Origin of the sequence: Actinocatenispora thailandica, assembly GCF_016865425.1 — a bacterium.
Taxonomy (GTDB): domain Bacteria; phylum Actinomycetota; class Actinomycetes; order Mycobacteriales; family Micromonosporaceae; genus Actinocatenispora; species Actinocatenispora thailandica.
The window spans coordinates 4,840,679-4,852,156 of the sequence record NZ_AP023355.1 but is presented as its reverse complement, the minus strand read 5'-3'; the positions used below and the strand labels follow the sequence as shown (position 1 = coordinate 4,852,156).

The following is an 11,478-nucleotide window of genomic DNA, read 5'->3' as shown; positions in this document are numbered from 1 at the left end:
CGGCGTTCGTCAGACCGCGGCCGCACCGAAGACCCAGGGTGCGGTCTGGTCGATGAAGTCGGCGGGGAAGCCGGGCGTGAACCCGGTCGCGGCGTCCAACCGCCGCACCAGCTCCGGTTCGAGCGAGACGTCGAGGCAACCGAGGTTGTCGGCGACCTGATCGCGGGTGCGGGCGCCGATCATCGGCAGCACCGCCGGCCAGCGCACCCTGGTCCACGCCAGGGCGACCTGTGCCGGGGTGGCCCCCAACTCGTCGGCCACCGACTGCACCACCCGCGCGACCTCCAGGTCGTGCGGGTCGATCGAGTCGGGGTCCAGCCGGTGCTGCGCCGGCCGGTCGGGCGCGGTGTACTTGCCGGAGAGCACCCCGCCGCCGAGCGGGCTCCAGGCGGTCACTGCCATCCCGAAGGCCGCGGCCATCGGCAACAGTTCGCGTTCGGCGTCGCGCTGCAGCAGGCTGTAGGGCACCTGCAGTCCGGCGAAGCCGGTCCAGCCGCGCCACTCGGCGAGCGTGTTGGCGCGCGCCACCACCCACGCGGGCGAGTCGGAAATACCGACGTAGAGGATCTTGCCCGCGGACACCGCGTCGTCGAGGGCACGCATGGTCTCCTCGACCGGGGTGTGCCGGTCCCACAGATGTACCCAGTAGAGGTCGACATGGTCGGTCTGTAGCCGACGCAGGCTGGTCTCCAGCGACAGGCGCAGGTTCTTGCGGTGGTTGCCGCCGCCGTTGGGATCGGTGGCGTCGCGGGTGACCGTGTACTTGGTGGCGAGCACGAAGCGGTCCCGGCGACCGGCCAGCAACTCGCCGAGGATCTCCTCGCTGGCACCGCCCCGGTAGTTGATCGCGGTGTCGACGACGTTGCCGCCTGCCTCGTCGTACGCGTCGAGGATGCGTCGGCACTCCGCCAGCGGCGCACCGACACCGCCCTGCTCGCCGAACGTCATCGCGCCGAGGACGAGCTCCGACACGCGCAGCCCGGTCGGGCCGAAGGTCCGGTACTTCACGCGAACATCGCCGCCACGTGCGCGGCGAGCTCGTCCGGCGGTACGTCCCGGAGGTGCTGGTCGAAGGCCCAGCGGTGCCCGGAAGGGTCGAGGACCTGCGCCGTCCGGTCGCCCCAGAACGCGTCGTGCGGCGGCTCGACCTCGGTCGCGCCGGCGGCGAGCGCGCGGTGCCAGGCGGCGTCGACGTCGGGCACCGGCAGGTGGAACGCGGTCGGGCTGCCGCCGAGCGACCTGGGTGTCCGGTTGCCCGCGGCGGGCATCTCGCCGGCAACCGCCAGGACGGTGTCGCCCAGGCGCAGTTCCACGGTGAGCGGCCGGCCGTCGGGCAGGTCGACCCGGCTGGTCTGGCGTGCGCCGAGGACCGCCGAGTACCACTCGGCCGCGGCCTGTGGGTCGTCGACCACGAGATGCAGGGCTAGGTGTGTCATGCGCCGACCATACAGAGTGTTCAGTCAATATGTCCAGACGCTCGATCCGGTACACTTTCCCGAGTGAGTGCCCGACGCGACGAACCCGCAGCCAACGCGCCCGAACTCCGCGAACGCGTGCTCGACGCGCTCCGTGCCCTGCTGCGCGAGCGCACCTTCGAATCGCTCAGCGTGGCCGAGATCATCGCCGCGGCGGGGGTGTCGCGGGCGAGCTTCTACTTCTACTTCGCCGGCAAGCAGGCCGCCCTCGCCGAGCTGGTGCGCCGCGCGGTCGGCGCCGGCCATCAGGCGGCGCAGCCCTGGACGGAGTCGGCGCCGACCCCGGCGGGCGACCCGGCTGCGGCGCTGCGCGCCGGGATCGATGCCGGTGCCACGCTGTGGCTCGACAACGCCGGCGTGCTGCGCGCGATCGTCGAGAGTTGGGGCTCCGACCCGCAGCTGCGGGAGCTGTGGCTGGCGCAGATGGCGACCTTCACGGCCGCGACGACCGCTCGGATCGAGGCCGATCCGGAGGCGATGCGCCGGCTCGCCGGCGCCGACGTGGCCGCCGTCGCCGCCTCGCTCACCTGGCTCGGTGAGCGGCTCTACTACCTGGCCGCCTGCGGAGTGCCGCCGTTCGACGACCGTGCGGTGTTGGTCGACACGCTGCACCACGTCTGGATCTCGACGCTCTACCCGGGCGGCTAGGTATACCTAGCCGGCGGGGTACGCGGGTAGGTATGCCTGGCGGCGTCTGGGTGTGTGTCTAGGTATCCGGCAGCGGTGAAGATAGGTAATCGATGCCGATGTGGGTGGCCCCTTACCAGCGCAGGATGAACACATACCTGATGACTGGTTTGGAGGAACCATGTACAGCAACCCGGAAATCATGCTCGACCTGGCCAACGGCTACCAGCAGGACCATCTGGAGGCGGCCGGCCGGGCGCGGTTGTTCGCCGCGCGCAAGCGTGGCGGTCACCGCCGTACGCGCCGGCACGCGACGCCGCGGGGCACCGCTACTGTGGATCCGTGCGCGGGTGGGATGGTAACGGTCCGATGATGGTCGGCCGTGATGGCGAGTTGCGTCGACTGGCGCAGCTGGCCGCGGCCGGCCGGCCGGAAGTGGTCGTGGTCGCCGGGGAACCCGGCATCGGCAAGACCCGGTTGGTGGCCGAGTTGACCCTCGGCCTGCCGACCGACACGAAGATCTTCATCGGGCATGCCGAGCCCGGCTCGTTGTCCCGGCCCTACGAGGTGCTGCTGGACGCGATCGACGGGCGGCCGGGCGTGTCCGAGGCGGTGCTGGACGAGCTGACCGACCCGCACCGCAGCCCGGTGCAGCGGCTGCACACCGGCCTGTCCCTGCTGTCCGACCAGATCGGCGACGCGCCCGCCGTGATCGTCTTCGAGGACCTGCACTGGGCCGACTCGGAGAGCGCGGCGCTGTTCGAGCGGCTCGCCGAGCAGCCCGGGCCGCGGCTGCTGATCGGCACGTACCGGCCGGACGAGGTGTCGGTGCGGCAACCGATCGGCGCCCTGCTGGCCCGGATGGAGCGCCGGCACACCCTCACCCACCTCCGGCTGGGTCGGCTCACCGAGGCCGACACCGCCGCGTTCGTCGCCTCCGCCACCGGCCGCCCCGCGTCGTACCGGACCATCGCCGCGCTGCACCACCGCACCGGCGGCAACCCGTTCTTCCTGGAGGAGCTGCTGCGCTCGGCGCCCGACGACGTGGACTCGCTCGGTGACGCGCCGCTGCCGTGGAGCCTCGCCGAGGCGCTGCGCCGGCAGGTCGAGGCGCTCCCGGCGGACGCCCGGCACCTGGTCGAGGCGGCTGCGGTGCTCGGCTACCGGATCCCGTTCGACCTGCTCGCCGCGGTCACCGGTACCGACGAGGACGCGCTGATCGCCGCGCTGCGTGAGCTGGTCGAGTCCGGTGTGCTGGTCGAGTCCGGCGAGGACGAGTTCAGTTTCCGGCACGCCCTGGTGCGCGAGTCGATCACCGGCGCGATGCTGGCCCGGCAGCGTCGCCGGATGCACGAGTCGGCGCTGGAGGTGCTGCTCGCCGACGACGACGCGGACCCGGCGCTGATCGCCCACCACGCAGCCGGCGCCGGCCGCTACGACGACATGGTCGCCGCGGCCCGCCGCGGCGCCCCCCTCTACCTGTCGATCGGCTCCGCCTACCAGGCGTTGCAGCTGGCCGAGACCGGTCTCGACGAGGTACCCGACGACGTCGAGCTGCTGTCCTACGCCGCCCGCGCCGCATGGCTGGCGAACCTGCTCGACGAGGCGGTCCGGTACGCCCGGGGGTGGCGGGATCACGCTGTCACGGTCAGCGACCGGATCGACGCGCTGCACCTGCTGACCCGGGCGGCGTTCGACGCCGGCGAGATCGCCGAAACGCGGGAGGCGGCCCGCCAGGTCGAGCAGCTCGTCGCCGGGCTGGAGCCGGGCCCCGAGGCGGCCCGGGCGATGACGGCGCTCGCCCAGGCGATGGCGGTGGTGCAGGACGACGCCGCGGCCGTCGAGTGGGCCGACCGGGCGATCGCCCTCGCCACCGAGCTGGACCTGCCGGGGCTCCGGCTGACCGCGCTGGTGGAGAAGGGTGCCGCGATGACCAGCCGGGCCGACACCGCCCCGGACGGCTGGGCGATCCTCGCCGACCTGGTGGACGAGGCGGAGCAGCGGGAGGAGTGGGTGCTCGCCGCCCGCGCCCTCAACTACCTGATCCAGGACCTGCCGCCGTCGTTGCCGAGCGACCACGGCCGGCTGCTGGAGCGGATGCGCATCGACGCCGAACGGGCCGGCTTCGAGCAGATGGCCGTCGCCGCGTACTACTCGGGCCGGGCCCGGCTGGCCACCCGCGAGGGCGACCTGGCCGCCGCGATCGATGCGCTGGAGGCCGGCCGCCGGCTGAACCGCGGCTGGCAGCGACGCGGTCGCCGCGCCGACTACCACGGTCACTTCCTGATCGGCCTCTACCTGGAGGCGGGCCGGCTGGACGACGCCGCCGAGGTACTTGCCGAGCTGCGCGAGCAACCCCAGCTCATCGCCACCGCAATACCGGGCCTGGCGTTTCACCTGGCCGCGCGGCGGGGTGACCCGGACATGCACAGCTGGCTGGACGAGTATCAGGTCGCGTTGACCAAGCAGTCCTGGCGCGACGGCGAGCAGGCACACGACCTGATCTCGGCCGCGCTGTTCGCGGATCTGCCGCTGTCCCGGATCGACCAGCTGCACGCCGACCTGTTCGCCGCCAAGTCGTGGACCCAACACCGGCGGCTGGTCGACGCGCAGGTCGACGAGGCGCACCGGCAGTACCCGGCGGCGCTGGACGGCTACCGGGCGGTGGCCGACGAGCCGCTGTTGCTGCCGTCGGTCGGCGCCACCGCGAACATCGGCGCGGCCCGCTGCCTGCTCGCGCTCGGCCGCACCGACGAGGCGCGCCGGGAGGCCGAGGCGGCGAGCCGGAAGCTGTGCCGCTGGGGCGGGTGGCGCGTCGGCCAGCTGACCGCGGTACGTGCCGAGCTCGGCCTGACCGGGTCCGCGACCGCCAACGCCGACTCCGCGGACGTGCTGACCCGCCGGGAGCGCGAGGTGGCCCGGTTGATCGCGGCCGGGCTGACCAACGCCGAGCTGGCGGGCACGCTGCACATCTCGCCGAAGACCGCGGCCGTGCACGTGTCGAACATCCTGCGCAAGCTGGCGGTTTCCTCGCGCACCGAGGTCGCCGGCCGCATCGGTGGGTCCGATGGCTGAGCCGCGCGCCGGGGCCAGCCCGGCGCACCGGCGGCCGGCATCGACGGTTCCGGCAGAGACGCAGGTCACTGCGGACTTTCCTGGGATTGTTCGGCATGGGAAGCTGTGCGCTATGAGTGCCGCGGTGCAGCGCAGGTTGGTGGTGCGACGTCACGTCGACCACTGCCGCGTGCACAGCGCCATCTGTTGCCCGGTCGCCTGAGCGACCGCGGCTGCCGCCGTCCGGCGGCATCGTGCCCGGGTCCGTCGGCCACGCCGACCCCGGCAGCAGCACCGCCCGGTCGCCGTACGGCCGATCTCGAAGATCTGATCCGATCCGCCGTGCCGTGCCACCCGGGAGCACATCGTCGTCCTCCCGACCGCGGGTGATGCGCGGCGCTCCGGGTGTCCGCACTCCGCGCCGGAAAGGACCGACATGCCGGCCAGCACCACCAGCAACGCTCCCGCCACGCCGGGCGCCGCCCGCCCGTCCCGCACCGCCCGGCCGGCCCGGCCGAAGGGGCAGGGCCAGTGGGCGCACGGGCACCGGGAACCGCTCAACGGCAGCGAGCAGCAGAAGAAGGACGACGACGGGCTGAACGTCCGGGCCCGGATCGAGAACATCTACGCGCACCGCGGCTTCGACTCGATCGACCCGGCCGACAAGCGTGGCCGGTTCCGCTGGTGGGGGCTGTACACCCAGCGCAAGCCCGGCATCGACGGTGGCCGCACCGCGGTGCTGGAACCGGAGGAGCTGGAGGACCGGTACTTCATGCTCCGGGTGCGGGTCGACTCCGGGCAGCTCGACCTGGACCAGCTGCGCACCATCGCGGGCATCTCCCGGGAGTTCGCCCGCGACACCGCGGACCTCACCGACCGGCAGAACATCCAGCTGCACTGGGTGGAGATCGAGAACGTACCGGAGATCTGGCGCCGGCTGGAGGCGGTCGGGCTGTCCACCGCCGAGGCGTGCGGCGACGTACCGCGGGTCATCCTCGGCAGCCCGGTCGCGGGGGTCGCCGCCGACGAGCTGGTCGACGCCACCCCGGCGATCCGCGAGATCACCGACCGGTACCTGGGCAGCAGGGAGTTCTCCAACCTGCCCCGCAAGTACAAGACGACGGTGTCCTGGCTGCCCGACACCCCGTACGAGGCGAACGACATCGCGTTCCTCGGCGTCGAGCACCCGGAGTACGGGCCGGGCTTCGACCTGTGGGTCGGTGGCGGACTGTCCACCAACCCGATGCTCGCCAAGCGGCTCGGCGTGTGGGTACCGCTGGCCGACGTGCCGCGTGTCTGGTGGGGCGTGACGAGCATCTTCCGCGACTACGGGTACCGCCGGCTGCGGACCCGGGCGCGGCTGAAGTTCCTGGTCGCCGACTGGGGGGTGGCGAAGTTCCGCGAGGTGCTGGAGACCGAGTACCTCGGCCGGTCGCTCGCCGACGGGCCCGAACCGGCACGCACCGCGCCGATCGACCACATCGGCGTGCACCGGCAGGCCGACGGCAACTACTACGTCGGGGTGTCGCCGGTGGTGGGCCGGGTGTCCGGCACCCTGCTGGCGGGGGTGGCCGACGTGGTCGCCGCGCACGGAGCGGGCCGGGTGCGCACCACGCCGTACCAGAAGCTGCTGGTGCTGGACGTGCCGGAGGCCGAGGTGGACGGACTGGTCGCCGAGCTGGCCGAGCTGGGCATGTCCGCGACCCCGTCGTACTGGAAGCGCTCCGCGCTGGCCTGCACCGGGATCGAGTTCTGCAAGCTGGCGATCGTCGAGACCAAGCAGCTCACCGCCGACCTGATCGCCGAGCTGGAGCGGCGGGTGCCGGAACTGGACGTACCGATCACCGTGCACGTCAACGGCTGTCCGAACGCGTGCGCCCGGACCCAGGTCGCCGACATCGGCCTGAAGGGCCAGCTGGTCCTCGACGCCGATGGCCGGCAGGTGGGTGGCTTCCAGGTGCACCTCGGCGGCGGGCTGGGCCTGGACGCCGGGTTCGGCCGCAAGTTGCGGGGCCTGAAGGTGACCGCGGCCGAGCTGCCCGACTACGTGGAGCGGCTGGCCCGCCGGTACCTGTCCGGCCGCAAGCCGGACGAGCGGTTCGCCCAGTGGGTCGTCCGCGCCGACGAGGAGGACCTGACATGACCGAGCGGCAGCGAGCGAACCCGGTACCTCTGGTTCGGGCGGAGCGAAGCGGAGGTCGGGCATGAGCACGAATCGAGTCGTGCCCTACCACTGCCCGTACTGCGCGGGCGAGCACATCCGTCCACATGGGACGCAGCACGGCGAGTGGGAGTGCCGGGAGTGCGCCCGGGTGTTCGCGGTGCGGTTCGTCGGCCTGCTCGCCGCAGAGGACGAGCGGTGACCGGCCGGGATCCGGCGGCGCTGCGCGAGGTCGCGCTGCGAGCCGGGCGGGACCTGGCGGGCGCGCCGGCCGAGGAGATCGTGGCCTGGGCGGTGGAGGAGTTCGGCGACCGGTTCTGCGTCACGTCCTCGTTCGCCGACGCGGTGCTGGCGCACCTGGTGTCCCGGGTCAGGCCGGGCGTCGACGTGGTGTTCCTGGACACCGGGCTGCACTTCACCGAGACGCTGGACGTGCGGGACCGGGTGGCCCGGGACATGGCGGTCAACGTCCGCTCGATCCGCCCGGCGCTGACGGTCGGCCGGCAGGACGCCGAGTACGGCCCGCGGCTGTTCGAGCGTGACCCGGACTCGTGCTGCGGGCTGCGCAAGGTCGAGCCGCTGGCCGAGGCGCTGGAACCGTACGACGCGTGGGCGACCGGCCTGCGCCGGGACGAGTCGCCGAGCCGCGCCGGTACCCGGGTGGTCGATTTCGACGCGAACCGGAACATGGTGAAGGTGGCGCCGATCGCGGCCTGGACACAGTCCGATGTGGACGCCTACGTGGCCCGGCACCAGGTGCCGGTCAACGAGCTGATCCGGCAGGGGTACGCGTCGGTCGGCTGCTGGCCGTGCACCCGCCGCACGGCGCCGGGGGAGGACCCGCGGGCCGGTCGCTGGCCGCTGTTCGACAAGGTCGAGTGCGGGATCCACTCGTGAGTACCGCCGACGTGCTTCTTCCCGCGGAGGCGGCGTGAGTACCGCCGACGTGCTTCTTCCCGCGGAGGCGGCGTGAGTACCGCCGACGTGCTTCTTCCCGCGGAGGCGGCGTGAGTACCGCGTTGCTGCTGGTCGCGCACGGCAGCCGGGATCGCCGGTCCGGTGCGGCGATCGATGCGTTGGCGGGCCGGGTCGCGGCGGCCCGGCCCGGGGTACCGGTGGCGACCGCGTCGTTGGAGCATCGCGGTCGGCGCCCGGTGCCGGTCGCTCGGGAGCTGGCCGCCGCCGGTGCCACCGGGATCGTGGTGGTGCCCCTGCTGCTGACCGAGGCGTACCACTCGACGGTCGACGTGCCGGCGGTCACGGCCGAGATCCGGGTCGCGCTGCCGCAGCGGCCGGTCGCCCGTACTGCCGTGTTGGGGCCGGACGGCGCGTTGCTCGCGGCCCTGGACCACCGGCTCGCCGAACTGGGTGTGTCCGGTGTGGACGGTCTGGTACTGGCGGCGGCCGGCACCCGTGACCCGGCGGCCCGGTGCGGTATCGCGATGGTGGCGGCGGAGTTCGCCGCCCGGCACGGCGTCGCGGGCAGTGTCGCGTTCGCGGCTGGCGCCGGGCCGGACGTGTCGGCCGCGGTGGGCCGGCTGCGCTCGACCGGCGCGCGCCGGATCGCGGTGGTGTCCTACTTTCTCGCCCCGGGCCGGTTGCACGACCGGGTCGTGGTCGGTGCCGAGGGCTGCGGGGTGCCGGTGAGCGCACCGTTCGCGGACACCGGCCCGGTCGCCGAACTCGTCCTCCGGCGCGCCCGTCGGGCCCGGCATCCCGTTGTTCCGCAGCGATCGCCGCTGTCGGTGTCGGTCGGCTGACCGAACGTCTCATCCTCCACTATGGACCGAGGCCGGTCCGTTCCGCCGCGGGCATGGCGTCGGGATCGGCGGCCGCCGGCCGCGCGGTGCGGGGCTGGGCATCGCGCACCCGGCGGAAGCTTGGTGTTACGCCAAGCTAACGACCGCCGCCGCGATGCGTGACGCACCAGGCGGATCGCGACGCACCAAGAGGATGCGGACAGCACGATGCCCCGGACCGAATCGGTCCGGGGCATCGGCGCGGTTGCGTCTTCGGGTGTCAGGCGGTGCGAGCCTGCACGTGCAGGCTGCGGCGGCGCTTCAGCGAACGCCGCTCGTCTTCGCTCATTCCGCCCCACACACCGGCATCCTGGCCGGATTCCAGAGCCCACTGCAGGCAGGCTTCGGAGACCGGGCAACGCCGGCAGACCGACTTGGCCTGCTCAACCTGCAGCACGGCCGGACCGGAGGTGCCGATCGGGAAGAACAGCTCCGGGTCCTCGTCGCGGCAGACGGCACGATGGCGCCAGTCCATGAGGGCAACACTCCTCGGGTCGTGTACTTGCTTACCGATGGCTTGTGGTTTGTCGCGCGTGCCGCCCCAGGCACGCGCCGACAGGCGTGTCACTCGCTTGTGAATACTTTCACGAACTCACGTGATGTCAAGGGGAAACCGGAAGAAAGTCGAACGCGGTGAGTAACGTCACCGCACATATGTCCGCACTTGTCCGGATTTACCGCCCTGATTTGGCGACTCCGTGAAACGCACCCGCGGTGCAAGCAACCGCTCTGTTCGTAGCCCCTGTGTGCGTGCTCATGACACGCACACATCACGTCTCACCGTCAGCAGACTACGCGCAAAGCCTCCGGTGCGGAGCGAAACGTGATTTCGTCGCGCTCGTCAAGGTAATCACCATCGACCTGAAACGCCAGGGGTGTGAGGCAACTCAGAGTGAATTCGGAGATATCGTGCAGGGAGACCACCCGTTTGCCCCGTGGCCGGGACCGCAGCGACAGGGTCTGCTGCACCACCCGTAACGATGCGGCCAGCGGAAGACCACGCAGCGCGAGCACGTCCAGCCCGGTGTCGAACCCGGCATCCGGGTTCGGATTCACCGGATGGGTCCCGAAATACGTCCAGGGCGCGGTGTTCTGCACGATCGCGAGCGACAGGTGCCGCTGTGGTTCCGCGCCGGGCCGGCGCAGGGTGATCGGCGCGGTCCGCCGGTCGGTACCGGTGAGGTACTGCAGCATCGCCGACCGGACGTACAGCCCCTTGGTCGCCGTGTGACCGCGGGTGCGCGCCTGCTCGACCCGCTGGATCGTGGCCGCGTCCAATCCCAGCCCCGCCGAACAGGTGAACCACCGGTCGTCGGCCCGGCCCAGCCCGATGGTGCGGGTCCGCTTCTCCCGCAGCGCCTCCAGGATCACGCCGGTACCCTCGGCCCAGTCGGCCGGCAGCCCCAGTGCGCGGGCGAACACGTTCGTGGACCCGCCGGGCACCACCGCGAGCGCCGGCACCTGCGCCCCCGGCCCGTCGGTGAGCATGCCGTTGACGACCTCGCTGACCGTGCCGTCCCCGCCGAGGGTCACGATCACCTCGACATCGCCGCGGGCGGCCTCCCGGGCCAGCTGGGCCGCGTGCCCGCGGCCCTCGGTGTAGCCGACCTCCAGATCGACCTCGCTGCGCAGCGCCCGGGCCAGCACGTCGCGGCTGCGTTCAGTGGTGGTGGTGGCGTTCGGGTTCACCACCAGCAGCGCGCGCATGACAGCAATCTACCGAACCCGGTCGCCCGGCCCACGGCGCTCACCGTGGCCGCGTCGCCGGGCCGACACCTCAGTACGCTGTGATGCGTGTCCGAACCGGAGCGCCGGGTGCTGCCGGCCACCCTCAAGATCGCCGTCGGGCTGCTCTGGGCGCAGGGCGTCGCGCTGCTCGCACTGGGCGTCTGGCTCGTGATCGCCTCGTTCACCGGTCACCCGACCGACCGCGCCGCGAGCATCACCGAGGCGGTCGTCACCGTGGTGCTCGGCCTGCTGCTCGGCGCCCTCGGCTACCTGCTGGTCGGCGGGCACGCCTGGGCCCGGGGGCCGGCGATCGTGTTGCAGCTGATGCTGCTCGCGATCGGCTACTTCATGATCAGCGCCGGCGTGGTGTGGGCGGGGGTGCTGGTCATCGTGCTCGGCCTGGTCGTGGCCGGCCTGCTGATCGCCCCCGCCAGCCGCGAGAGCCTCGGCATTCGCTGACCCCGGCGCCGGCCCCGGGATGGGCGTCCGGGGGCCGCGGATCGGGCGCCGACCAGGCATTGCGGCCGCGACACCCGACGCCGAAGCGCCCCGGTCGGGGGACTATTCTGCGCAAGGGTGTGGCTCGGACTGCGCAGGTGACTGCCGGAATGTCCGGGCCGCACGTGCGCCGGCG

Annotated in this window: 12 protein-coding genes; 8 read left to right on the top strand and 4 right to left on the bottom strand. The window is 72.5% G+C overall.

Annotation, left to right across the window (positions count from 1 at the left end; genetic code table 11):
* Positions 1 to 9: 9 nt before the first annotated feature.
* Together Athai_RS21610 and Athai_RS21605 are read right to left on the bottom strand one after the other, a co-directional pair.
* A complete protein-coding gene (locus tag Athai_RS21610; RefSeq protein WP_203963189.1) occupies positions 10 to 1,008 on the bottom strand; it encodes an aldo/keto reductase in 999 nt (332 codons plus the stop codon).
* The gene (locus tag Athai_RS21605) at positions 1,005 to 1,436 is read right to left on the bottom strand and encodes a VOC family protein (RefSeq protein ID WP_203963188.1); all 432 of its coding nucleotides are present in this window, start codon (positions 1,434 to 1,436) and stop codon (positions 1,005 to 1,007) included. Before Athai_RS21605 ends, Athai_RS21610 begins: the two co-directional genes overlap by 4 nt.
* 63 nt (positions 1,437 to 1,499) lie before the next feature.
* On the opposite strand from Athai_RS21605, the gene Athai_RS21600 reads away from it, so the two are divergent.
* The 7 genes from Athai_RS21600 to Athai_RS21570 all read left to right on the top strand — a co-directional run bounded on the left by Athai_RS21600 (position 1,500) and on the right by Athai_RS21570 (position 9,077).
* Positions 1,500 to 2,123 carry a TetR/AcrR family transcriptional regulator gene (locus Athai_RS21600; protein ID WP_203963187.1) on the top strand — a complete coding sequence of 208 codons (624 nt, stop codon included), beginning with the start codon at positions 1,500 to 1,502 and terminating at the stop codon, positions 2,121 to 2,123.
* 160 nt (positions 2,124 to 2,283) lie between these two features.
* On the top strand, positions 2,284 to 2,475 hold the full coding sequence (locus tag Athai_RS21595) for a hypothetical protein (RefSeq protein WP_203963186.1): 192 nt from the start codon (positions 2,284 to 2,286) through the stop codon (positions 2,473 to 2,475).
* On the top strand, positions 2,475 to 5,177 hold the full coding sequence (locus tag Athai_RS21590; RefSeq protein WP_203963185.1) for a helix-turn-helix transcriptional regulator: 2,703 nt from the start codon (positions 2,475 to 2,477) through the stop codon (positions 5,175 to 5,177). The genes Athai_RS21595 and Athai_RS21590 overlap by 1 nt, the downstream gene beginning before the upstream one ends.
* Positions 5,178 to 5,592: 415 nt before the next feature.
* The gene (locus Athai_RS21585; RefSeq protein ID WP_203963184.1) at positions 5,593 to 7,299 is read left to right on the top strand and encodes a nitrite/sulfite reductase; all 1,707 of its coding nucleotides are present in this window, start codon (positions 5,593 to 5,595) and stop codon (positions 7,297 to 7,299) included.
* A gap of 61 nt (positions 7,300 to 7,360) precedes the next feature.
* Positions 7,361 to 7,519: a hypothetical protein gene (locus tag Athai_RS21580; protein WP_203963183.1), complete on the top strand. Its 159-nt coding sequence runs from the start codon at positions 7,361 to 7,363 to the stop codon at positions 7,517 to 7,519.
* Positions 7,516 to 8,214, top strand: a complete 699-nt coding sequence (locus Athai_RS21575; RefSeq protein WP_239157076.1) for a phosphoadenylyl-sulfate reductase — start codon at positions 7,516 to 7,518, stop codon at positions 8,212 to 8,214. Before Athai_RS21580 ends, Athai_RS21575 begins: the two co-directional genes overlap by 4 nt.
* A 110-nt stretch (positions 8,215 to 8,324) precedes the next feature.
* Entirely contained in the window at positions 8,325 to 9,077 is a 753-nt protein-coding gene (locus Athai_RS21570) for a sirohydrochlorin chelatase (protein WP_239157075.1), read from the top strand.
* Positions 9,078 to 9,336: 259 nt separating this feature from the next.
* Here Athai_RS21570 and Athai_RS21565 read toward each other — a convergent pair whose 3' ends face one another.
* Together Athai_RS21565 and Athai_RS21560 are read right to left on the bottom strand one after the other, a co-directional pair.
* Positions 9,337 to 9,591 carry a WhiB family transcriptional regulator gene (locus tag Athai_RS21565; RefSeq protein WP_203966020.1) on the bottom strand — a complete coding sequence of 85 codons (255 nt, stop codon included), beginning with the start codon at positions 9,589 to 9,591 and terminating at the stop codon, positions 9,337 to 9,339.
* Between the two features lie 308 nt (positions 9,592 to 9,899).
* Positions 9,900 to 10,823, bottom strand: coding sequence for a diacylglycerol/lipid kinase family protein (locus Athai_RS21560; RefSeq protein ID WP_203963181.1), 924 nt, complete (start codon positions 10,821 to 10,823; stop codon positions 9,900 to 9,902).
* 87 nt (positions 10,824 to 10,910) lie between these two features.
* Here Athai_RS21560 and Athai_RS21555 point away from each other — a divergent pair, with 87 nt between their 5' ends.
* A complete protein-coding gene (locus tag Athai_RS21555; RefSeq protein ID WP_203963180.1) occupies positions 10,911 to 11,303 on the top strand; it encodes a hypothetical protein in 393 nt (130 codons plus the stop codon).
* Positions 11,304 to 11,478: the final 175 nt, after the last annotated feature.